20 protein-coding genes are annotated in these 24,872 nt (G+C 41.7%); 9 read left to right on the forward strand and 11 right to left on the reverse strand.

The window, feature by feature from the left end:
* From Q8O20_RS11975 to mobB, 10 genes are all read right to left on the reverse strand, one after another.
* A partial coding sequence (locus Q8O20_RS11975; protein WP_371131549.1) for a class I tRNA ligase family protein occupies positions 1-91 on the reverse strand: 91 nt, incomplete at its 3' end.
* Positions 92-174: 83 nt separating this feature from the next.
* Positions 175-552 carry a DUF86 domain-containing protein gene (locus Q8O20_RS05645; protein ID WP_305530353.1) on the reverse strand — a complete coding sequence of 126 codons (378 nt, stop codon included), beginning with the start codon at positions 550-552 and terminating at the stop codon, positions 175-177.
* Positions 545-862, reverse strand: a complete 318-nt coding sequence (locus Q8O20_RS05650; RefSeq protein WP_305530354.1) for a nucleotidyltransferase family protein — start codon at positions 860-862, stop codon at positions 545-547. The genes Q8O20_RS05645 and Q8O20_RS05650 overlap by 8 nt, the downstream gene beginning before the upstream one ends.
* Positions 863-1,075: 213 nt before the next feature.
* Positions 1,076-1,726: a DCL family protein gene (locus tag Q8O20_RS05655; protein WP_305530355.1), complete on the reverse strand. Its 651-nt coding sequence runs from the start codon at positions 1,724-1,726 to the stop codon at positions 1,076-1,078.
* Between the two features lie 54 nt (positions 1,727-1,780).
* Positions 1,781-3,919, reverse strand: coding sequence for a DEAD/DEAH box helicase (locus tag Q8O20_RS05660; RefSeq protein WP_305530356.1), 2,139 nt, complete (start codon positions 3,917-3,919; stop codon positions 1,781-1,783).
* The gene (locus Q8O20_RS05665) at positions 3,916-4,785 is read right to left on the reverse strand and encodes a DUF1837 domain-containing protein (RefSeq protein ID WP_305530357.1); all 870 of its coding nucleotides are present in this window, start codon (positions 4,783-4,785) and stop codon (positions 3,916-3,918) included. Before Q8O20_RS05665 ends, Q8O20_RS05660 begins: the two co-directional genes overlap by 4 nt.
* 116 nt (positions 4,786-4,901) lie before the next feature.
* Positions 4,902-5,948 carry a YaaC family protein gene (locus Q8O20_RS05670; RefSeq protein ID WP_305530358.1) on the reverse strand — a complete coding sequence of 349 codons (1,047 nt, stop codon included), beginning with the start codon at positions 5,946-5,948 and terminating at the stop codon, positions 4,902-4,904.
* 372 nt (positions 5,949-6,320) lie between these two features.
* On the reverse strand, positions 6,321-6,512 hold the full coding sequence (locus Q8O20_RS05675) for a hypothetical protein (RefSeq protein WP_305530404.1): 192 nt from the start codon (positions 6,510-6,512) through the stop codon (positions 6,321-6,323).
* Positions 6,496-7,341 (reverse strand): class 1 fructose-bisphosphatase, encoded by an 846-nt coding sequence (locus Q8O20_RS05680; RefSeq protein ID WP_305530359.1) that lies wholly within the window; start codon positions 7,339-7,341, stop codon positions 6,496-6,498. The genes Q8O20_RS05675 and Q8O20_RS05680 overlap by 17 nt, the downstream gene beginning before the upstream one ends.
* Positions 7,338-7,844, reverse strand: coding sequence for a molybdopterin-guanine dinucleotide biosynthesis protein B (gene mobB, locus Q8O20_RS05685; protein ID WP_305530360.1), 507 nt, complete (start codon positions 7,842-7,844; stop codon positions 7,338-7,340). Before mobB ends, Q8O20_RS05680 begins: the two co-directional genes overlap by 4 nt.
* Positions 7,845-8,089: 245 nt before the next feature.
* Between mobB and Q8O20_RS05690 the strand changes: the two genes are divergently transcribed.
* Genes Q8O20_RS05690 through glgP form a run of 9 tightly spaced genes read left to right on the forward strand, consistent with a single transcriptional unit; the run spans position 8,090 to position 23,052 of the window.
* Positions 8,090-10,597: a sugar phosphate nucleotidyltransferase gene (locus Q8O20_RS05690; RefSeq protein ID WP_305530361.1), complete on the forward strand. Its 2,508-nt coding sequence runs from the start codon at positions 8,090-8,092 to the stop codon at positions 10,595-10,597.
* Positions 10,582-12,630 carry a glycoside hydrolase family 57 protein gene (locus Q8O20_RS05695; RefSeq protein WP_305530362.1) on the forward strand — a complete coding sequence of 683 codons (2,049 nt, stop codon included), beginning with the start codon at positions 10,582-10,584 and terminating at the stop codon, positions 12,628-12,630. The genes Q8O20_RS05690 and Q8O20_RS05695 overlap by 16 nt, the downstream gene beginning before the upstream one ends.
* 17 nt (positions 12,631-12,647) lie before the next feature.
* Positions 12,648-14,693: an alpha-amylase/4-alpha-glucanotransferase domain-containing protein gene (locus Q8O20_RS05700; RefSeq protein ID WP_305530363.1), complete on the forward strand. Its 2,046-nt coding sequence runs from the start codon at positions 12,648-12,650 to the stop codon at positions 14,691-14,693.
* The gene (locus Q8O20_RS05705; RefSeq protein WP_304742213.1) at positions 14,686-15,696 is read left to right on the forward strand and encodes a UTP--glucose-1-phosphate uridylyltransferase; all 1,011 of its coding nucleotides are present in this window, start codon (positions 14,686-14,688) and stop codon (positions 15,694-15,696) included. The genes Q8O20_RS05700 and Q8O20_RS05705 overlap by 8 nt, the downstream gene beginning before the upstream one ends.
* Positions 15,689-17,110 (forward strand): glycogen synthase, encoded by a 1,422-nt coding sequence (locus Q8O20_RS05710; RefSeq protein ID WP_305530364.1) that lies wholly within the window; start codon positions 15,689-15,691, stop codon positions 17,108-17,110. Before Q8O20_RS05705 ends, Q8O20_RS05710 begins: the two co-directional genes overlap by 8 nt.
* Entirely contained in the window at positions 17,107-17,946 is an 840-nt protein-coding gene (locus Q8O20_RS05715; protein ID WP_305530365.1) for an ROK family protein, read from the forward strand. Before Q8O20_RS05710 ends, Q8O20_RS05715 begins: the two co-directional genes overlap by 4 nt.
* Complete coding sequence (gene glgA, locus Q8O20_RS05720; protein WP_305530366.1) at positions 17,939-19,417, forward strand: glycogen synthase GlgA; 1,479 nt, start codon at positions 17,939-17,941, stop codon at positions 19,415-19,417. Before Q8O20_RS05715 ends, glgA begins: the two co-directional genes overlap by 8 nt.
* Positions 19,414-21,360: a 1,4-alpha-glucan branching protein GlgB gene (gene glgB, locus Q8O20_RS05725; RefSeq protein ID WP_305530367.1), complete on the forward strand. Its 1,947-nt coding sequence runs from the start codon at positions 19,414-19,416 to the stop codon at positions 21,358-21,360. The genes glgA and glgB overlap by 4 nt, the downstream gene beginning before the upstream one ends.
* A gap of 48 nt (positions 21,361-21,408) precedes the next feature.
* Positions 21,409-23,052, forward strand: a complete 1,644-nt coding sequence (glgP, locus tag Q8O20_RS05730; protein ID WP_304742199.1) for an alpha-glucan family phosphorylase — start codon at positions 21,409-21,411, stop codon at positions 23,050-23,052.
* Between the two features lie 22 nt (positions 23,053-23,074).
* On the opposite strand, the gene Q8O20_RS05735 is transcribed toward glgP, so the two are convergent.
* The gene (locus Q8O20_RS05735; RefSeq protein WP_305530368.1) at positions 23,075-24,862 is read right to left on the reverse strand and encodes an alpha-amylase family glycosyl hydrolase; all 1,788 of its coding nucleotides are present in this window, start codon (positions 24,860-24,862) and stop codon (positions 23,075-23,077) included.
* Positions 24,863-24,872: the final 10 nt, after the last annotated feature.

Raw genomic sequence — 24,872 nt, forward strand, 5'->3', positions numbered from 1 at the left:
CCAACGTATCGGCGATGAACGTTGTGTACGCATGACCGATATGGGCTTCGCCGTTAACGTAATAAATAGGGGTAGTAATATAGTTTTTCATTGGTATCCTTAGACAAATTGACCGTGCGTACAGTATCGATGGAATAATTATCGTAATTCTATCGGGTGTTACATTTGAAAGTATTAAATTGTAGGTTGATTTTCGGTAACTTTTAGAGCTTCTAGGGCGCATAATCTGATATGTGGGAGTTTTTCGCGAATCACCATTTCAATAATCGGAAGATTGATCCCTTCATAATCGTGAGCGATAAAATTGCGTATATCGTATGAGCCTTTGAGGTCTTCGCGATCAAAATGAGTCAATATAGAGAAAGATGCATCATTTTTAAGTTTTTCAAACTGTTCAGCCATGGCGACTAGATGCATCAAAATGGCAGGACGTTTGAGTTTAGTATCGGATAAAGCGGCGACTATTCCGCCACTTTCACTAACGATTTCGAGAATAAGATCAATTTTTTCGATGATGGTTTGAACCCGCTGCGCATCACGAATATCAGACATAAATCGCCTCTTTAAGCAATTTATCTCTTTTAACGTCATCTAACCCTGATAGATCACAAATATCGACACGTCCCCCACCAAAACGATGCGATATAGCACTTCGAAGTTCTTCGATCACACGCAATGCTTCCCATCCGGGATGAACTTGTAAAAAGCGGGGCGTAGTGTGCATAATGATGTCAATATCACTACCCCACACCGCACTTTCACGCGCGTAACTGCCAAACAAGCCTAATTTTTCGATCCCTTCGCTTTCTAATTTCGGGCGAATGGACGAGAGATAGGCTAAGATTTCTTCTTTTTTTGTCATGAGTTAATTATAACAGAGTTTAGGGGATTTTCTAGTCATTCCCGACTTGATTTTGGGAAGTGTCCTTTTGGAAAATAGTAATAAACCAGATTGTCATCTTTAAGCTTTAATCATATAATTTGCCTTGATTTTTATTTGATAGTTGTATGTAACGTTTAAATACAGTAGCAAAGTGCTGTAAAAACTTTATTAGTGTGCTATGTTTTGTTACATTTATCTTCTTACATACTTTTTTACTATTCCTAAATTTGCACATTCTAAATGAAAAGTATTAAATTTATCTGCTAATTTTTGATTTGCAAATGATGTTATATATTGCATATCTGCATTTGCTACAATCATATCATTTGTGATTTCTAATTCTTCTGCGATTATAAAATTATTAACTATATCTCTAAATCGTGGTTGAGTATGTCTATATTCAGAATTATCGTATGTGACCAACTCTCCAGTTACAGCACAAGGTACTTCTCCTTGACTGAATAATAGTTTTTTCTCTTCAATTAATCTTGGTGAGACAGCAGCACGACATGCTGAATAAAAATCTTGCAGTAATGTTGGATTAGCGCTATTTATACATGTTTTTATTGAAAAATCTGTCGTACTTCCATCATTTCGTTTTATATGGAAACAACTTGTTGGGTGATCTGGTGATTGGTCACGATAAAAACAATTAATTCCTATTCCAACTTTTTCTTCAACTTCAGGATGACGTTGAATTAAATCAAAAAGTATATTGTCATCATCATCGGATGAGACAACATCTCCATCGTTGTAACATGCAAGCATATCTTTGAAAAACTGTCTAGCTTCTGTTTTGGTCGAAAACTCTTTATGAGGTAATTTGATTGAGTAACCTGCCATTCTATCCCTTTGTGTTGATATAACATTTAAAGTGAGCAATTTTGTTTGTTTAACCTATTTCCCCAAACCTTGTTGAAAATCTTCCAGCATACGACTTTCAAAAACATTTCCCCCATATTCTTTTAGAGATACTTTACGTAGAACATTTAATACTTTTCCTAAATCATCTTCACGATGAATTACTTTTGATTTAACTAACTTTTCTGATAGTTCTAAAGGAAGTCCATATTCTTCGAGTGCTAGAAAAGATTGCGGTTGGAAAAGATGTTCAATGGCACCTGCGAAAGGAATATAGTCACATGCTTTTATACCTTTCTTCGCTAAAATAACCTTAACAACATCATTTAGTGCAACAAGATATTTTGGATAACTAAAAGAGGCCCAGTTTCGTAAAAATGACAACACATCTTCTACTGCATCATCAGGTTTGGCTCCTCCATTAATCAAATTATTTATTCTTATTTTTTGAAACTTTGATACATTTCGTTTTTTGTACAAGTCATTTATCCAGAATGTCATCATTTTTTCTGATCGAAGTCCTGCCCTTTTGGCTGATTGTGCTCCATTTAGTTCATTCCAAATAATATATGACGTAGCATCTAGTTCGTCGTAATCTGGATTACCGCTCCATGCAAATATTGCAATTTCTCTAGGGTTCATTAAAAGTAATTTTTTAGCAGTATCAATAAGGTATTCTGGTTCTATGCCACTATGTACTTGTAAAAGTTCGAGAGGTAAAATATTATCTATTAAAAGTTTATCTAATCGTTTAATCAGCTTGTCAGGCAAACTTTGTTTATCCATCTGTAACAATAGGCTATTTGGAGTTGTATCAGTTGGATTAAATGCTGGAATATCAACAAAAGGCAATTCTGCAACAGGAGGCTTATCAAACACATATACATGTCCGATAAAATGTTTAAACATACGTCCAGATCTACCTCTAATGTTATTGTAAGTAAAAAAGTCTAGCTTTCGTCTATCTAAAAGATTATCGAAAATAACGACATTCTTTGCACTTGTATTTACTCCTTCAATTAATGTCGAAGTACACAATAGTACATTGATTTTTTTCTCTTCAAACGCACGAATCATAAATCTACCAAGTGCTCTAGGCAATCTACCATGATGAATTCCAACACCATGCTTTAATGCTAGAGTCACAAGCCATTGATCGTGATAATTGTTAGCAGTCCATTGTGCCGCTTCTAATAATTCTTCATCTTGAGTAATTGTAAAAACATTCAATTCAATTAACTTTTCTGCTAACTTACGTGTACTATTTGGTGACTTGCAATATATAAGAGTCTGATCTTGCATCTGATTTAGAGCTTCAGCAAGAACTTGTTCTTTTGATGGTTTTTTCACTAAATGATGTAGTTCTAATGCTACAGTATGATAATCTTCAACAAAAAACTTACAATCAAGCTTCGCATGTACAATGTCTGGTATTTCTTGAATTGATGGACCTAAAAGGTAGAATTGAGCCCCAGTATTGAATAAAAGTAAAAAAGCATGATTTAATAATGATGCGCGGCTGCCATCACCACCTATTGACAACTTATAAAACTCATCAATCACGAAAAAATCCGGATCAGGCATACTGTCTTTAATCGCCAAGTAACGTTCTTGCGTTAAAACAAAAATGTTTTTGTAGCCTAAAGGTTGACTGACATTAGTTATTACTTGATAATCAGGTGAGAATCGTACCATTCTTCGTCTTGTTTCTTCAATTAAAGCAATTGTCGGAACAATTAATATAACATTGCTAAAGTTTTTTGCAGCAATGATTGTATCAATTATCAAACTTTTCCCGTAGGATGTTGGAGCACTAAGGATAACTGAATGTCCATCCAGTAATGCTTCAAAAATTTTATTTTGAGAATTATGAAGAACATAATCAGACATTTCACCAATCGCCCTATGAGCAGCATGATTAAACGCACTTCGTAAAGAAAGTTGTGCAAGGTTATCAACATAAGGATATAAACCTACTTGCATGGCAATTTCGTCTAATATTTGCTGTGAATTTGCCTCAAGTTTGCTTTTTGAATCTAAAGCTCGAATGACTAATTCCCTTGCCTCATTGGAATTCTTTGTACACATTGAAGACAAAAGTCGTAAAATTTCGAACTGGCCTTTTTCCCACCACTGGCCTCGTAGTATATTTCTTAGTTCAGTTACTGTTGTCATCCTTGAAGTTCCTTAAGACGCTGGTTCAATGCAGTTGTAAGGGCAGCTTTATCCTTCAATGGAAATAATAATATGTGTACTGTAATTTCTAGCGATGATCCATAAGTTTCTAAGTGCTTATCTTCTAAACGTTTTCTCAATTTAGTATAAGCGGATGTAAGCTCTATTTTGATATCATCAAGGTACTTCTGATCTGAAATATTTGAGTCTTTGACAATATCACTGTCATATGTTAAAAGGATAGGTATTGTAGCTTTTGAAAAAATTTCATCTAAAGATGTATTTTCATCAATAAGTTTTTTTAGGTTTTCTGCATGTGGCCAAGAAGAGTCAATTTTATTAGTGATTAAGAGGAACTCATTTCTTAAATAATCAGTATTCAGATGATCAATTATTTCATCACAAACATCTCTTATTGCTCTACCGACATCATTATAAAACTTTGTTTCACCTATCCATAGTTCGAGCTCATCACCTGTATCGACAACATGAACTGCATCAAAACCTTTAACAGTTTCATTCACTGCACTTTTATAATAAATTTTGCTTACCGCTGGAATAGTAGTAAAGATTTGTCTGATAGCTATATGAAGAAGTACTTCACCAAATTCACCACGGTTACCATACTTTTCAGTCTTATAAACAGAATTTGCGGCTCTTCGTACCATACGTTGAGCATTGTGATAACTAATGCTTTGCAGTTCATCATAAGTTAATGCAAACTCTGGAAGCCATTCCATAACATGTTCGACTAAAGCACTTTCACGCCATTCTCCACGTTCGAAACCTGCACATAGTCCTACATCATTTCCTTTAGTATGTATATCATGAAAGACTATATTTAAAAAATCTGGAGGCTTTAACATTTATTGTAATCTTCTGCATAAAATGATATTTTTTGACACAGTGTTTCCTTTATGATAATTATCAGGTTAACGTTTTGTTTAATGGTGGAGTCCGTGCGTTTCAACTTGTTAACACTTTAGTTTCTCCCTGGAAGCATAAACTCATGCCCAGTTAATTCCGAAGATATTTCATCAATGAATTGTGCTGTTGCCGAACTGATAAACTCAGATAGAAGCCAGTTATGCTGACAATCAAAATGCTTAGATAGTTTATCTGGTGTATATCGAGACATTTCAGATAATTTGTGCATGGCAGCAAACGTAATAGTCATTGAACTTCGAGGGATAATACCCGGAGTATTTCCTCCTCGTTTGATATACCATAATCTAGAAGCACCATTGATATAGTAAAGATGTTTTCTCAACCCTTTATGATAATTTTTATATCGCAATAAGCTTGCTGCCTTTTGAGTAGGTCTCCAATCAAAACGATTGCTAGCTCTTATAATCCACTTATCACTGACACTTGATTCTCGTTCAAATCCATTTGGTAATTTATTAATTGAATGTTGATTTGCGAATTTGTCAGTTAGCTCGGCACAGAACCATGATTCATGTGTTGTTTGAGACCTGACAATTTTAGGGTTAAATATAGGAATAAATAATTCAGTATCAGCACTATAAGTCAAATCAAATGCTCTATGAATATTAGGCAAGTTATACAAAAGATCTTTTAATGTATAAACCTCTCCATTTGCAGACTCACCTAAATGATTACATAGTGCAGGCAATATACCGCCAGCCTTGAATTTAACTTTTTCATTACTCAGTGATGTTTGACCACCAATCGTAAATCCAGAAACACCGTGCTGGTCACTGAATTGTAAGCCCTTAGTCAAAAGAAGGGCTTTCGTTGCATTGAGAAAACAATAATATGCCGTCAGAGGCGCTGATGTTTTAGGGAGTAGCTGTGTAGCATCATAGAAACTATGAGCTTGATTCCAGAAAAACCTTGCATCATGCTTTCCTGCACGCTTAAGCCATAGGTCAACGTAATCCCATGTGCTTGTGACAAGAACTGTTTTTTCATTAAAGCGAGGCTCTGAAACTGCTTTGTGAATCGTAAGGTTTTTATTCTTGTGACTTATATCTCTAAACCCCAATTTAAGTTCCTTTTGCTCCATAACTATTAATTAATAAATATTATATACAAAACAACCAATTAATTCAAAATTAATTGACACAAAATACGTTCATTAAAATGATTAAATCATTGTAATGTACAATATTCTGAGTCTTTTTTTACCGAATCCATTAAAATGTTTAAAATATCGATGTGGATTTAAAAATATTTTTAGCGTTATTTGGTCATTTTGTCGCTTAAATGAATGAAAAGTATTAAATATACATTGTGTCGTTTAATTTTTAGGAGCTTATAACGAAAAAAAACTACTTGATATAGTTGGTTAGTACAAAATGACGTAGGGGCAGGAATAATGGAAGAGGGATATGGATTCCCAATCGAGTTGGGAATGACGAGAGAAAATAACGGAGTATTAAAAATCAAACCCGCCGGTTTCACCTTTGGACATACTCTCATAGACGGCGCGGATGTATTTGGCGCGAATCTCGCATCCGATACATTTTTCACAGACGTAGCAACTGATTACATCATGCTCTTGTTGGCATTCTTGGAGAATTTTTATGGCTTCATCCAATCGTGCTTCGTATTCACTGTTGTCCGGCATAGACACTCAAAACCTCATTAATCTCTTCATTGGAACCGAAAAAGCATGGACTTGTATCGTGAACGTGTGCAGGCTCTTTTTCTAAAACCCGCTTGGTTCCATCCACCGCTTTACCTCCGGCTTTTTCGAAAATAAAGGCGAAAGGAAATACCTCGAATAACATACGAAGTTTCCCTTCCGGTTTATCGCTGGCACCCGGATAGCTGAACAATCCGCCCCCTTTGAGGAGTATTTGGTGCAAATCGGGAACCATACCGCCGGAGTAGCGAAGGCGATAGCCGCGTGCGAAGAAGGAATCAATCATCGTTTTATGAAACGGTGCCCAACACTGCTGTGTACCGCCGGGTGCATTGATCTTTCCTTTTTCATTCAAATGGATATGTTTCACAAACTCAAATTCTCCCGCTTGGAGGAGATAGAGAGAGACTTTGTGCTCATCGGCGTAGACTAGCTCAACACGCGGACCGTAGACAACATAGCAGCTTGCGACCATTTTAGTAGGGGTAAAAGCACCGTCGTAAATGCCGAAAATTGAACCGACACTGAGATTTACATCTACCAAAGAGGAGCCGTCAAGCGGATCAAATGCAATAAAAAAGCGGCCGTTTTCATTGAGAACCATAGGAAGTTCTTTCTCTTCACTTGCGATCGTGTGAACACTGGAGATTTGGCTGAGTTCTTCTTCGATGATCAAATCGCTTTGGATATCAAGTTGAAGTTGGGTTTCACCGGAGCTGTTTTGTTCTTGGGAATAGCCGATATCTTTAACATCGATCGCGTGTTTGATCCGTATGGCACTTTTTTGGATCGCTTCTAAAATAACATTCATTTCATAACCTTTGCGTGAGTTAAAATCCATTCGATCACCTGATCTGGGTTGTTGAGATCGAGAAGATCAATCCCTTCTGGGATTGTGTAGTGAGAAACATTGATACTCTCATCGATAGCCAATGCGTTCATATAAGGAAAATAATCGGTGTCGATAGAGCCCCTGAAAATACTGATTCGAGGAAGCGGAAGGTTTTTCAACCCTTCAACCAAAAGGACATCAAAATCACCGAAAAGGTCAACCAACTCATCCAGTTCTTTGTGTCGTTGAGAGAAATAGGTAGTCCGTGTTGGAGAGGTGACAATCACTTCAGCACCGGTATCACTGAATTTATAACTGTCTTTACCCGGAACGTCAAACTGCGCTTTATCTTTCGGATCATTCTTAATAATGGCAACATCCAAGTTATGTTCATGAATCAATTTGCGGGCTACTTTGAGAATCAGCGTTGTTTTGCCGCTGTTGGAGGGACCTGTGAATGCAATCGCTAAACGTTTTTTCAAAAAACATACCTCTAATAAAATGAGGGATATTATAGTCAACAATCATTTGAATATTGCTAAAGTGGTACTGGGAACTATTAAAATGCTAGAGAAGTGGAGGATATATTTATTTTATTGATAATTTATCGCTTTAACAATCGAATTCTTTGAAATCTATGTTATCATTAAAAACAGATCAAAAAAGTTAGTTATTAACCTAATTATTTTGTTGCTTAATGATACCTTTTTCTAATATAAGGAGTTCGATGAAAGCTGTTGTGATGGCTGGTGGGTTTGGGACACGGATCCAACCGCTAACAAATTCTATCCCTAAACCTATGCTACCGATAATGAATCGTCCAATGATGGAACACACCATAATGAGCCTTAGGGCTTTGGGAATTACCGACTTTATTGTTCTTCTATATTTTAAACCTGATGTTATTAAAGAGTATTTTAAAGACGGAAGCCAGTGGGGGATTAACATCACCTATGTTCTTCCGGATGATGATTATGGGACTGCGGGTGCCGTTAAAAAAGCCCAAGAGTTTATCGGTAAGGAAAATTTTATTATTATCAGCGGTGATTTGGTCACCGATTTTGATTTTCAAAAAATATTCGATTATCATAACTCCAAAAAATCTAAACTTACTATTACCCTGACCTCTGTTGATAATCCGCTTGAATTTGGAGTTGTTATCGCCAACAAAGAGGGGAAAATCGAAAAATTTCTTGAAAAACCGAGTTGGGGAGAGGTATTTAGCGATACGATCAATACCGGAATTTATATTATAGAACCGGAAATTCTTGACTACATCCCCAATAATGAAAATTTTGATTTTGCAAAAGACCTTTTCCCCCTCCTTATGCGTAAAGGGATAGATTTAATGGCGGGATATGCACAAGGGTACTGGCGTGACGTCGGAAATCCTGAGAGCTACCGTGATGTCTATGAGGATCTTCTCAGCGGGAAAATAAAGCTGAATCTGGGTGGAGAAGCGGTTAAGTATATTGATGGTGTTCTTATTTGCGAAGAAGACAATACCCTCGATGAAAGTGTCGAAGTAATCGGGATCGTTGTCATCGGGAAGAATGTAACGGTTAAGAAAGGGACGAAACTTAACAACGTTGTTATTGGAGACAATGTCACCATAGGAAGTTCGTCCAAAGTGTGCAACACGGTTATATGGAATGACGTTGTGATCGGACGCAATGCCAAACTTGACGGATGTGTCATTTGTAACAACAACCATATCGGCAAAAATGTGACGGCAAAATCAGGATTGATTTTAGCGGAGGGGTGCGAACTCGGTGAATTGGTCATGGTTGAAAAAGATGTCACCATTTGGCCGGACAAAGTGATCGAAGATGCCTCTATCGTTAGCCGAAGCGTTATTTTGGGGAGTAAATATAAGAATTCTATTTTTGAAAACGGGATGGTTATCGGAAAGGCAAATGTTGAAATATCCTGTGAGATGGCGACCAAACTTGCCGAAGCATTCGGTGCGCAACTTCCTGTAGGTTCAACAGTTTTAGTATCGCGAGACAACAGTAAAAGTTCTCGTATGCTTAAGCGTGCTTTTTTAGGGGGACTTCTTTCCTCAGGGATGAATGTTTTGGATTACAATGCGGTATCGTCTCCTGTAATGCGGTGCAGCCTCTCTTCACATGAGGAATACGGTGCGGGTGTTCATGTGAATCAAAAGCTTGACGATCCTACCAGTGTTGTCATTACGTTTTACAATGAAGAAGCGTTGCGGATCAATACCGAGGTAGCAAAAAAAGTGGAGAAAGCATTTTTTAAAGAGACTTTCCGTCGCGTTGATTACTCACGAATCGGACAAATTTATAATTCGGATCACCAAAAAGAGTACAAAGAGTACCAAAAAGGGATGGAAGATCTGTTAAAGTCACATATGTTTAAGTGCCTTGATTGCCGCGTTGCCGTTGATATGATGCACGGGATGGCATCAGAAGTTTTCCCTACTGTCCTTAACGATTTGGGGGTAGATCATATTATGTTTAATGCCCATCCTGATGAGCGCCGTTTGGAAAACATCAATACCCTCACAAAATCGACAAATGATGACATGAGTGCGGTCATTAAAGCGTTGAACCTCGATGCAGGATTTATGATTTATCCCCATGGACAGCGTTTGGAAATGATGTGCGATAAAGGGATACTTCTAAGCAAACAGTCTGCCCTTTATGCCGTATTGACACTGTTGAATATGGAAGCAGAAAATTTAGGTGTTAAAAAACGGGTATTCTTGCCGACATGGGCTGCTGATCTTGTTACTTTTAATCATCTTGAGATTGAATACGGGCAGTATGCGAATTTCAAATCAGAAAAAATGAAAAGTTATGATCTTGTCACTACGGGGGAGGGTAATTACGCATTTACCGAATTTTCTACCCATCGTGATTCGATGTACGCGACACTTAAAATCTTGGAGATGATCGTTAACCATCAGGTTAAACTTTCTGAAATCATGGAAACTATGCCGCGCTTTTATTATCACTCTTTTCAGGTTTCGTGCAAACAGTCGCAAAAAGGGAAAATGATGCGTATGTTTTTAGAAGATGCCAAAGATAAGGAATCCTCAACGCTCGACGGGGTCAAAATATGGCTCGATAAGCATGATTGGATTCTAATGATACCCGATCAGTACAATGATCACCTCAATCTCTACATTCAAGCAAAAAATCAGATAGCCGGTGAAAAAATTCATCAGATGTACACACGTAAAATTGAGGAATGGATGGCCTCTTAATGGATAAAAAACCTTTATCGCTTTCATTTTTCTGGCATATGCATCAGCCTGATTATCGAGGAAGTGACGGGGTTATGACTATGCCGTGGGTCTTTTTGCACGCCATAAAAGATTATTATGAAATGCCGTGGCTCGTGAGCCGATATCCCCATATCAAGGCAACTTTCAATCTGACAGCAACCCTTATGGAGCAGCTGGAACTTTACACGGATCCTCTAAAATACGATTATTTTCTATCCTTATGGGCAAAGTATCCTTCTGATCTCGACGTATTATCACGCCAATGGCTTATAAAACTGTGCAAATCGACCCAATTTGAAACTATGGTGAGGCCGATAAAACGGTATGAATATCTGTATGGCAAAAATGAGTACAGTGATGATGAGCTGATCGATTTAGAAGTCCTTTTTATGTTGGCATGGTGCGGAAACTGTCTCCGTAATGAAAACCTAATGGTTAAAGAGATGTTAGGTCGCGGAGAGGGATTTACTCAACATGATAAAGAGCGTCTTCTCGACGAGCTTTGCAGTTTTATCCAAACGATTATTCCGTTTTATGCCTCATTGCAGCAAGAAGGGCGTATTTCGGTCTCAACTACCCCCTATTATCACCCGATTTTGCCACTTTTGATCGATATGGAAAATGCTTCTTTGGCCAATCCTCACACGGTACTTCCTCAACGTCCTATTTCATTGGTTGAGGATGCACGACAGCATATTGAACGCTCCATTGCACTATACAAAAAACATTTCAAAAAAAAGCCGACAGGATTTTGGCCTGCTGAGGGTGCGGTAGATACGAAAAGTGTTGCCCTCTATCGCGAATACGGCGTGGAGTGGATTGCTACGGACGAAGCGATATTATTTCACACACTCGGGAATGAAAATCGAAAAGATCTTTATAAAACGTACAGCTTTAATGGTGTCACTATGGGGTTCAGAGACCATGGATTGAGTGATTTGATCGGTTTTACCTATCGGTTTAAAAGTGCTGAGGATGCGGTAAACCACTTTATCCATTCCGTTGAATCTATTTACAACGAACAAAGTGACCCTTCTGTTTTTGTGATTGTCGATGGAGAGAATGCATGGGAATTTTATGAGAATAACGGATTTGATTTTTTTAGCGCACTCTATTCACGTTTAGAGACAACACCGTGGTGCAAAAGCGTCACAATGGATGAGATGGCAAAAGGTAAAAATCATATCGAATTGGAAACACTCCATCCCGGAAGTTGGATTCACGGTACATTTGATACGTGGTCAGGGCACCCCCAAAAAAATAGGGCGTGGGAACTGATTTTTCAGACCCGTCGGGATGCCGGAAATTTTAAAGGAGCCGTTTCAGATGATACGGCACGTAAAATTTCGGAACATTTTTTAGCATCGGAGTGCAGTGATTGGTTTTGGTGGTACGGTGATGATCATGTTAGTGATTTTGCTGTTGAATTTGATCTTCTGTTTCGAAACCATTTGATCGCAATATATGAGTTGTTGGAATTTGCACCCCCTGCAAATCTCTATCAACCGATCGTTACAATGGCAGATAGTGCCCCTTTTTGGGTCAAACCGCAATCTCCTCTTACCCCGATTATTGACGGTAAATACTCCTCTTTTTTTGAGTGGCTGGGATGCGGAAGTATGGATGAACGAAAACTCTACTCCACCATGGACCGAGTACGCGGACCTATCGATACTCTCTATTACGGTCACGATAAAAAAGCGATTTATGTAGCATTTGAGGGAAATGTTTCTAAAATAGACCGTCGTGATTTAAAACTTCTGGTTATATGCGAAGAGAACTCTGAGCAGTTTGAGTTTGATTTGGAGAGACTAACATCAGCTGAAAATGATAGGGTTGCACTCGATGAACGGCTCGAAATAGTCCTTTCACGATCTCATTTTGGAACGATGCGATTGTTTCATTTGCGATTTGAGCTAGTGAGCGGATCAAAAATACTGCAAACGATGCCCGGTAACGGAGCGCTTGTGATCGATTTGGATGAGCATTATGCAGCCAACTGGTTTGTGTAACTCTTAAAGGAAAACGGATGTCTAAAACAGCACTTTTATTCGGGATACATATGCATCAGCCGGTGGATAATTTCGACTGGGTCATTGAGCATGCGATAGCAGTATGTTATAAACCTTTCTTCGAGGTGATGAGCCGTTATCCCACCTTTTGTTTCAGTGTCCATTGCAGTGGATGGCTGATGGAGCAGATACAAATGCGTGATCCTGCGTTGTATCATCAGATTCAAAAGCTCTCCCAATCAGGGAGTATAGAATTCTTCAGTGCAGGGTATTATGAACCGATTTTAAGTGTTATTCCCTCCCAAGATCGGGTTGCCCAGATCGAAAAACTTAACCGTTCTATCTCAGAATCATTCGGACAAATCCCAAAAGGGCTGTGGCTAACGGAGAGAGTATGGGAATCGTCGTTAATAACCGATTTGCATCGCAGTAAAATCGAGTATACGGTCATGGATGATTACCATTTTCAATGTGCAGGATTTGATGAAGAGGTCCTCGATGGCTATTATATGAGCGAAGAGGGGGGTAAACGGATCGGAATCTTCCCCATCAGTAAAAAGCTTCGCTATGCTCTACCGTTTCAAAGCGTCGAGAATGCATTGAGTGCCATTAAAAGTTATACACGTGAAAACAATTCGGCTGCCATTATTTTTGACGATGCCGAAAAATTCGGTATGTGGCCCGGAACCCACGCATGGGTTTATGAAAAGCGATGGCTGGAAAAATTTGTTGAAGCCGTTTTAGCGGATGAAGCGATTGAACCGATTCATTATGCGGAGTATTTCAAACAAAATAAGCCGCGAGGCCTCGCCTATGTTCCCAACGTCTCCTATTATGAGATGGGGGAGTGGAGTTTGAGTGCTGATGATGCTCTGCGACTTGAGCGGTACAAACAGGATATGGGGTTTGAGCAGTATGAAAAGGAGGGGGTGAAGTTTATCAAAGGGGGAATCTGGAAAAACTTCTTTGTTAAATATCCTGAGAGTAACCGTATTCATAAACGGATGTTGGAACTCTCCGAACAGCGCCCTGTTATTAATCGCAGTGATTTCGATACCGCCCTTTTTAAACTTCAGACGAATGATCCGCTGTGGCATGGAGTTTTCGGAGGTCTCTATTTGCCGAACTTACGTGACACTGCCTATCGCTACCTCATCGAATGTGAAAACATCCGATACGATAAAAGCAGTGTGATTGAGGCCAACAAGAATGAACTTGATGGATACGAGAAGGTTAAAGCACTGACGTCTGAGCTGATATTTCGATTTGATAGCGCTTGCGGAGGACAGTTGGTTGAGTTTGATGTTCGCGATCGATGCTTCAATTATCAAAACACACTCACCCGCCGTAAAGAGGCGTATCATCAAAGAGTACTTGAACCGGTTACTATCACCTCTAAGGAAGAAAATCCGGCTGAAGACGGAATCGATACGATCCATACCGCGATAGCAGAAATGGACGATAGTTTACGCGATGCGATTATCTATGACTGGTATCTTAAAAACTCGTTTATCGATCATATCAGTGACGAAACGTTTGACACGGAATGTTTTCGTCACTGTAACTTTAGAGAATACGGGGATTTTACCAATCAGCCTTTTGAATCGAAATGGAATCAACACTCCATCACCTTTTCACGTCACGGCGGGCTATATTTCCCCGAAAAAGTGGAAGCGTTTTTAGAAAAACAGTACGTTCCTCATGATAATTCTCTCGATTTTGAGATAAAGTTTACGAGTAAAGCAACAGAGAAATTGTTCTATATAGTGGAGCATAATTTACATTTTTCCAATGTCGATGAAGTACTTCTAAACGGATTGAGCGTCGAAGAAGAGGGGGAGATAGCGTTATGTTCAAGAGTCGAAATTATCGATCGCGTTCTCGGGAAAAAGATAACCCTCTCCCTAAGCCAGCCGTCTCATATCCATTATTTTCAACTCAAAACCCTTTCTCAAAGTGAGCAAGGATTTGATTTAACGGTTCAGGGGATCAGTTTTGCGTTCGGCTTTGATTTTGTAGGCTCTTTTGCCCTTAAAGGAACGATGGAGATAGTCAATGTCTGAAATAAGGTACGATCGCCTCCATGATACCCACGTCCTTATAGCACCTGAGAGACTCCGTCATCCGGATGTTCCCCTTAGTGAGAGTGACGCCTTTGTGGGTGAACCATGTCCGTTTTGTGAAGGGAATGAAGGGATGACCCCTCCTGAAATCTTTGCGCACCGCTCTGAGGGGAGTTTTCCGAATGAAGGGGGATGGGAGACTCGTGTTGTCCCCAATCTTTTTAAAGCAGTCCAGCTTGAAACCCCTCCTCATCACCATTTCGGATTATTTGAGTATTGGGAAGGATTTGGCGCCCATGAAGTGATTATCGATACTCCGCGTCACACTACTTCGATGTCTGAGTGGAGCGAATCTGACGCGGTTTCTTGGCTTAAAACCCTTCGTCAGCGAGTCGGAGATTTGCGCCGTGATCAACGGTTGGCCTATCTCTCTTTATTTAAAAATGAAGGAAGAAATGCGGGCGCGACGATGAGCCATTGTCATACACAGTTGATCGGTCTTCCGATGATTCCAAAAAATTGTGGAGAGATTTATCGAAGGTCGTATGAGTATTTTCAAACCAACGGCCATGCCCTGATGGAGTCTATACTCCAACATGAAGAGGAAACAGGGTGTAGGGTTATTGAAAAAAAGGGAGAGTTTACCGCATTTTGCCCTTATGCGAGTACCTATCCTTTTGAAGTGATGATCAGTTCGATGAAAGAAGCGGGGCAAATCGATACCCTGAGCCGCACCCGCATTGAAACAGTTGCTTCACTTTTAGTCTCAACACTACAGCGGCTAAAGCGGCAACTGGGGGTATTTCATTTTAACCTATGGGTGTCTACACCCCCTTTGATCGAAAACGAAGGGATCGGTTCGGCAGATTTGTGTCGTTTTACGATTCGTATTATGCCGCGTCTTTATCAATTCGGTGGATTTGAACACACGACGGGCATTGTGATCAATCCGGTTACACCTGAGTTGGCGGCAAAATTATTACGGGAGAGCACACATGAATAAAAAACGTATGTTGTTCGCGTCAAGCGAAGTTTACCCCTTTGTTAAAACGGGAGGGCTGGCAGATGTTTCCCATTCGCTTCCTAGGGCGTTGAATGAGAGTTATGCGGTGAGTGTCGTATTACCCCTCTACAGCTCCATCGACCGTAAACAGTTTAAAATCAAACCTATCGAATCGTTTGAGATTGCTATGGGTGGTTCCTTGTATGCGGTTGAAGTGTATGGAACGATCTATGAGAACGTAGCGTATCGCTTTATCTATGCGCCCTTGCTGTGTGATCGGGAGTTTTTGTATGGTCCTCCTGAGTGCGGGTATGAGGATAACGCTCTTCGATTCGGACTCTTCTCGTATGCTATCGCCGAATTGCTACGACGTGAGAAATACGCGATTGCCCATCTAAACGATTGGCAGTGTGCACTGGCCGCGCTTTTAATAAAGGAAGATAGCACGCTAGAGACGAAGTGCGTGTATACCATCCATAATTTAGCGTATCAAGGGGTATTTCCCCCTTCGCTATTGCCACAAATCGGTATTAATGAGAGTTATTTCACTATGGATGCGCTTGAGTTTTACAATCAGGTCAATTTTATGAAAGCGGGAATTGCGTACGCTGATGCCGTTACAACCGTAAGCCCTACCTACGCAAAAGAGATTTTAACGCCAGAATTCGGATGCGGACTGGAAGGATTTTTACACGTTCATCGCCGTAAACTGAGCGGGATCATAAACGGAATCGATCCGGATCATTTTTCCCCTTCGTGTGATGAGGCATTGGTTGAGAAGTACACCAATGCCAAAGGGAAGAAAAGCTCAAAAAGCGATCTTTTGAAGCAGTTGGGGCTTAAAGGCTCTAGTAAACCCCTTTTTGCCTTTATCGGTCGTTTCACCCATCAAAAAGGGATCGATATTTTGGTGGAATCTCTACCGAAAATTGCTCAGATGGAGTGCAATGTCGTATTGCTGGGAGAGGGAGAAGAGGGGTATCGTGACGCACTTGCCTCTCTCTCTGAGGGTTACGGTAATCTCCATTTGAGCTTCGGATATGATGAAGTAATTTCACATAGGATGTACGCGGCGGCCGATTTCTTGCTAATGCCCTCACTCTTTGAACCATGCGGGCTGAACCAGATGATCGCCTATGCCTACGGAGCCGTTCCGATAGTGAATAAAGTGGGGGGATTGGCTGATACGGTGAAAAAAGTTGAATCATACGATGAGAATACTCCATTTGGATACGGAGTAGTGTTTACCTCGCCGACCTCACGTTCTTTGGTCGCGGCGGTGAAAAAATCGTGTGAACTCTACAGTGATAAAAAACACTTTGAAGCCGTTGTCAATCACAATATGAAATGCGATTTTTCATGGAGTGAAAGTGCCAAAGCATACGAAGGGATCTATGCGAGACTCTCGAAGTGAAAAAACTTTTTATCGATATCGGCGGCACCCATCTTCGAGGTGAAATAGAGAGTGAAGAGGGTAGCTTCCGTGATACTATCAGCTCTCACGAGATGGGGTTGTTGACTTATATTGATACACAAATGGCTCTTCATCCCCAAATCGATTTTATAGGTATCTCCTATGCAGGACAGGTCAACAAGGGGGTTATAGCGGCTTCCCCTAATATTAATATTGATAAATATGATATTGTCGCGGAGATAAAATCCCGTTATGGGATACGCTCTTGTATCGATAATGATCTCAACTGTGCCGTTCGTGCTGAAGCCTCATACTGGAAATCAGACAGTATTGCCGCGTTATTTGTCGGAACGGGTATCGGTGCGGCGGTGATTGATGAGGGGGGATTGGTACGTGGCAGCCGCAATATGGCGTACGAAATTGGACATATTCCTTATCGAGAATCGCCGCTTCACTGCGGATGCGGACGAAGCAACTGCATCGAGCTCTATGCATCAGGATCTGGGATGGAAAAATGGCTAAAGTATTACGGCAGTGAAAAGCCCCCTTATTTAGAGAGTCTAAAAACATCAAACACCGATGAACACGCTGTTGCCACCCAATTTGAAGAGGCATTTCTTTATGCGGCAGGAGTCTTAGTCACCCTTGCCAATCCTGAGATTTTGGTGATTGGGGGAGGGGTAATAGATCAGAACCCTTATTTGGTTACACTGTTACGAGAAAAAATAAATCATTATGCCTTGGCTCCTGCATTGGAAGGGCTACGTATTGAGATGAGCGTATTAGAAAATGCTCCATTAGAGGGGGCAAAATTGTTGGAGGATGATAATGGATAAATTGAAGCTACTGATTGCCGCCTCAGAGGTCGTCCCGTTCGCTAAAAGCGGCGGATTGGCGGATGTCGCAGGCGCGCTCCCTAAAGCACTTCGTGCCTTGGGACATGATGTCCGCATCGTTATGCCGCGCTATTACAGTGTGGATCGTGAAAAATATGCCCTAAAAATGATGCACGGTTCTCTTGGTGTCCCGATGGGGGCATTCGGTGAACTGTGGGCCGGTGTCTATGAGGGGACACTCCCCGGCACCGATATTCCGGTCTATTTTATCGAGCATGAGGGATTTTTCGGGCGCGGTGGATTGTATGAGGAGAATGGATTTAGCTATTTGGATAACGACACACGGTTTATCTTTTTCTCCCGTGCCGTGATGCAGCTTGCCAAAAAACTCCGATTTCATCCCGATGTCATCCACGCAAACGACTGGCATACCGCTTCCATTGCGATGATGCTCAACACCCATTATGCCTATGATGGCGATTTCGCCTATACCGGATCGCTTTTAACTATCCACAATCTTCAGCATCAAGGTCACTTCAGCAAAGGGGCAATGGATGTTTTGGATATCGGATGGGAACATTTCAATGCCGATGAGATCGAAGAGTATGATGGGGTCAATCTTCTCAAAGCGGGGATAGTTCACGCCGATGCCATCAGTACCGTAAGCCGAAAATATGCACAGGAGATACGGACTCACGAGTTTGGATGGGGATTGGAGCGATTGATTGATACGAATGCCTATAAGCTTCAGGGGATTCTTAACGGTGTCGATTATGATGAATGGAGCCCTGCTGTTGATCCCTTTATCGCACAGAGCTTCGAGTGTGACTCAATGGAGGGGAAAAAAGTGTGTAAGCGTGCCTTGCAGAACACCTTTGGACTTCCGCAGCGCGATGATGTTCCCGTGATCGGTATGGTAGGAAGACTCGTGGAGCAAAAAGGGATCGAACTGATTGTCCACTCGATTCATGCGCTGATGCAGATGGAGATTCAAATCGTCCTTCTCGGTGCGGGAGAAAAATGGGCAGAACATTTTTTCAGCGATATCTGCGGACGATATCCCCATAAATTCGGCTGTTATATCGGATATCGCAACGATCTGGCGCACCAAATCGAAGCGGGAAGCGATCTCTTTTTGATGCCCTCGCTGTTTGAGCCGTGCGGACTAAACCAAATCTACTCTCTGCGCTACGGAACACTCCCTATCGTTCGGGGTACGGGCGGGTTGGATGACACGATTGAAAATTATGCCAATGACTCTATGCATGGGACAGGGTTCAAATTTTACGATGCGACACCGGATGCATTGATCAATACCGTAGGTTGGGCTGTGTATACGTGGTACAATGATGCGCAAGGGTTTTCACAAATGCAGCGTAATGCGATGGAGAGACGATTTGATTGGAATGGAGCGGCAAAAGAGTATGAAGCACTTTACTATCATATTAAAGCGGGGAGAAGGGGAGAATGAATAATATCCAACACTGTCCTATAACGTATGAAGTGTCAAGACTGAGTGAGCTTGATATCTATTTGTTTAAACAAGGCAATCACACCAAACTCTATGAAAAGCTCGGATCACATACCATGGTTTCTGAGGGGAAAGCAGGGGTGTATTTTGCAGTGTGGGCACCTAATGCTGCACGTGTAAGCGTACGGGGCGATTTTAACCATTATCATACCGATTCACATCCTCTGAAGTTGCGCGAAGATGAATCGGGTATCTGGGAGGGGTTTATTGCGGGAGTAGAGCAAGGGCTTACCTACAAATATCATATTGTTTCAAAATACCATGATATCGTCCATGATAAAAGTGATCCTTTCGGTTTTTATGCGGAAGAACCGCCGAAATCGGCTTCACGGGTTTGGAGTTTAGAAGGATACGGCTGGAGTGATACTACGTGGATGGAGGAACGCTACCTCCATAATGCTCATGATGCACCGGTCAGTGTCTATGAGATGCATGTCGGTTCATGGAGACGCAAGGTTGAGGAAAATAACCGTTTTCTTACCTATCGGGAACTTGCGGTAGAGTTGGTGGCGTATCTGAAATCGATGAACTATACCCATGTCGAATTTATGCCCCTTACCGAATATCCCTATTTCGGTTCATGGGGATATCAGGTAGTAGGCTATTTTGCCGCTACGGCACGTTTTGGGACGCCGCAGGATTTGATGTACTTGATCGATGTACTGCATCAAAACGGTATCGGAGTGATTATGGACTGGGTACCGTCGCATTTTGCGGTGGATATGCACGGGTTGATAAATTTTGACGGTACTGCCCTTTATGAGCACGATGATCCGCGTCAGGGGTACCATCCTGAATGGGGAAGTATCATCTTTAATTACGGGCGGAATGAAGTACAGTCGTTTTTGATCAGCTCGGCAATGTTTTGGTTGGATAAATATCACATCGACGGTATTCGTGTCGATGCGGTTGCCTCGATACTGTATCTCAACTATGCAAGAGAAGAGGGGGAATGGATACCTAACATCCATGGTGGGAATGAAAATCTTGAAGCGATTGAGTTTTTGAAAAAACTCAATATTAGTGTCTACGGGGAATTTTCCGATATTTTGATGATTGCCGAAGAATCAACCGCCTATCCGATGGTAACTCGGCCGGTAGATGTCGGAGGGCTTGGGTTCGGATTCAAATGGAGTATGGGGTGGATGCACGATTCGCTCAAATACATGAGTTATGATCCGATTTATCGTCAGCATCACCACCATCAGCTTACCTTTAGTATGTGGTATGGGTTTGATGAGAACTTTATGCTGCCGCTGAGTCACGATGAGGTCGTTCACATGAAAGGCTCACTCATCAACAAAATGCCCGGTGACACGAATCAGAAATTTGCCCATTTACGCTCATTATATGCATATATGATGGGACACCCCGGCAAAAAACTTCTCTTTATGGGGGGTGAAATTGCCCAATTCGCAGAGTGGAGTTTTGAACGCTCCCTTGATTGGCATCTGTTGGAATATCCTCTCCATAGAGGTTTAAATAAAATGGTCTCTGATCTCAATACCCTCTATAAAAATGAGCGTGCATTGCATCTTTATGATGAAAAACGTGAAGGGTTTGAGTGGATCGATGATCGCGATTCCAGCCATAACTGTATCAGTTTTATCCGTAAAAGCGATATTTCGGATGAGAGTGTTTATGTGGTGTGTAATTTTGCGGATCATGTGAGAGAAAATTACTGTTTAGGTGTACCGTATGAGGGGGAATATGTTGAAATTTTCAATTCCCAATCGTCCTATTACGAGGGGTGGAATATTGGAAATACAGGACCTTTGCAATCAGAGGAGAGGGTGATGCATGGACGTCCTTACACCTTAACATTAACGCTGCCTCCATTGGGCGTACTGTATCTCAAACGAAATGCAGATAAAAATAATTAAGAACTTGCTACAATTATTGCATAGATACACCATTAAGAAGAAGAGATCATGATATTACACGATTACGAATACGATTCGAAATACACAAAGAGTATCGCCTATTTTTCGATGGAGTTCGCTATTCATCAAGGGCTTAAAATCTATTCGGGGGGGCTTGGTTTTTTATCCGGCTCACATATGAGAAGTGCGTATGATCTACGTCAAAACGTTGTAGGTGTCGGTATTTTGTGGAGTTTCGGTTATTACGATCAAACTCGCAGCCCTGATCGCAGTCTCAAAGCGGAATTCGTCCGAAAACATTACTATTTTCTCAAAGATTTGGGCATTCAGGCGAAAGTAATGATCCATTCCCAAGAGGTGTATGTCAAAGCTTTTTACCTCTCTCCCGATGTTTTCAGCTCCGCTCCGTTGATATTGCTCTCTACCGATATCCCTGAAAACGACTTTTTGGCACGTACTATCACCCACAAACTTTACGATGCCAATGAAGAGACCCGAATTTCGCAAGAGATTATTTTAGGGATCGGCGGAGTTAAGGTTCTCGAAGCGCTTAAGCAAACCATTGATATCTATCACATGAATGAGGGGCACGCATTGCCACTTGTTTTTGAACTGTATGCTAAATACAAGAATATGGATGAAGTAAAAAAACGAGTTGTCTTTACTACCCATACTCCTGAAGACGCGGGAAATGAGCAGCACAATATCGATTTACTCCATAAGTTCGGTTTCTTCAACGGTTTAGAATTGGATACGGTTCGTTCCATTATGAAGATGGAAAATGAGCAAAATTTTAATCTCACGGTAGGGGCATTGCGTTCGTCTAAAATTACCAACGGTGTCTCCAAATTTCACGGAGAAGTGGCGAACCGCATGTGGAGGGATTGCGAAGGGCGTTCTGAAATTATTCATGTCACAAATGCACAAAATCGCCGTTTTTGGACCGATAAAGAGTTACTGGCGGCATTGGATGATCATGAAGATTATGAAATCATTAGCCGTAAAAAACATCTTAAGAGAACCCTGTTTACCGTCGTCGCCGATCAGACCGGAAAGATGTTTAATCCTGATGTTCTGACCATTGTTTGGGCACGCCGATTTGCGGAATACAAACGTCCCGGACTTATTAAATACGATCTTGCCCGATTTAAAAAGCTCCTTCAGCGTACCGAAGAACCGATCCAGATTATTTGGGCGGGTAAACCTTATCCGTTTGATACCAATGCAATCAATGTTTTCAATGAGCTGATCCATATCAGCCATGATTATCCGAATATGGCAGTGTTAGTCGGCTATGAGCTTGATCTCTCCAGAATGCTCAAAAAAGGCTCAGACGTATGGCTCAATACTCCGCGTGTATCACGAGAAGCAAGTGGAACAAGCGGTATGACGGCGAGTATGAACGGCTCTATTCATTTCTCTACGGATGACGGATGGCACCCTGAATTTGCCAAACATACGATCAACTCGTTTACCATTCCACCGATTGACCACAGTCAGCCGATCGAGCTTCAGGACGCCGAAGACAATAAAAATATGATGGACATACTCGAAAACGAGATTATTCCGATGTATTATAATAAGCAAGAGCAATGGACGCAGATGATGAAAAATGCGATGGCGCATGTTATCCCCGCATTTGATTCCGGTCGTATGGCACATGAATACTACACCAAAATGTATGACGCTTAGATAGTGTTATTTCGTACAGCGGTTATTGCGAAAAAATTACTACGCTGTAAGCGCCGATAGAAACCGAAGCATAAGAGGGTAGGCCATCACACGCACCTTCATTTGCGACAATATCGGTACTGGGATGGTTGCTAAAATCGTCATTGTACCCTTCCCAATCACTATTGAAGCGGAGTTTCCAAGCTCCCTCACTCGGAAATCCTATGACGTAGTCTTGCTGTGCCTCATGTGAGAAATTTGCAACGATCACAACATCATCCGATGCACCCCCCTTGTCCCAGCGATGATATGCAATAACTTTGCGTTCATTGTTCAGATGGTACACCTGTGTAAACTGCCCGCACAAACCGCGTGTAAAGCCCTCACGATTGCTGCGCAACCGTATAATATCTCGGTACAAGCGGACGATTCCGTGAAACTCGGCACATTGATCCCAATCAACAGGAACCGTATCACGAAACCATCCCCCCTCTAGGAACTCTTGACCTTGGAAAAGCATAGGTATACCGGGTGAGGTGAAGACCATTGCGGCGGCCAAGGTTGAACGTTTTCGTGCGTACCACCCTTTGGGGTCATTCGGATTGATCTCTTGGGGTACACGCGCATGGCCGTTTGCTACCTCATCGTGCGATTCGCTGTAAATAACCCGATCAAAGGCATCATCGTTGTAGCGGTATAAGATGGCATCACGGATGGCATCGAGGGATCGTTGCTCGTCTTGGGGTGTAATAACCGCTTGACGTATGGGATGGACAAACATAGCGTCCCACTGAGAGGCGAATCCGGCTCCGCCGGCTCCGACTTCTTTTGTGAGCCATCTATTGTTTTGAAGGTCTTCAGCGATGGTGACCCGACCGGGAAATTTCTGTGTGATTTGGCTATTGATCCATTGGAGTAGGCTCCACCCCTCAGGAATATCCTGCTTATCTGAATCATTGACCATGCGGATAAATTGGGTACAGTCGAAGCGGATTCCGTCTACATGGTACTCCTCCAGCCACATCATGGCATTATCCAAGAGGTACTGACGAACCTCTCCCCGTCCGTAATCGGGTCTGGTATCTCCCCATGGGGTGTGTGCTCTATCATCGTTATAAAAATAGATTCCTCCAAGAGCGTTTTCGCTCCAGCCGTCAAACTGCCACAGATCCAGATCACTGGGGCCAAGGTGGTTGTACACAACATCCAATATCACTGCAATACCTGCTTGATGGGCACGCTTGATAAACTGCTTAAACGCCAACGGACCACCGTAATCGCGTTCTACCGAAAAAATATGGGCAGGGTTATATCCCCATGAGCTTTCACCCGCGAACTCCCCTATCGGCATAATCTGTATCGCATTGATACCGAGCTTTTTCAAATGTCCCAGACGTGCGGATACCGATGAAAATTCCCCCTGAGTGATAGCATCTTCTTGATCATTAAACGTCCCGACATGCAGTTCGTAGATGACAAGTTCATTCCAAGGGACGATGCTAAAATCATCCCCCTGCCAGTCAAAACGGGTATCGTGAACGATGGCATTGCCGATCGAGCCTGTCACTTCACGGGCATAGGGATCTATCCGTTTGAACTCACCTTCAGGCGTTGTGAGGAGAAACAGATACTCATCACCTGCATGGGCTTCAGCGATATTGGCGTACCAATACCCGTTTTCCTCACTCTGCATAGAGTGCTTGGTTCCATCCCATTCGTTAAATGATCCGATAACGGATACGTGTTGTGCATGGGGTGCCCATACGCGAAAAGCCACTCCATGCGTGTGTAGAATCGATCCCATCCCCTTGATGATAGTTTCATGGCTCATGGTTTTATTC

This window comes from Sulfuricurvum sp., assembly GCF_030691015.1.
In the GTDB taxonomy this organism is placed as follows: Bacteria; Campylobacterota; Campylobacteria; order Campylobacterales; family Sulfurimonadaceae; genus Sulfuricurvum.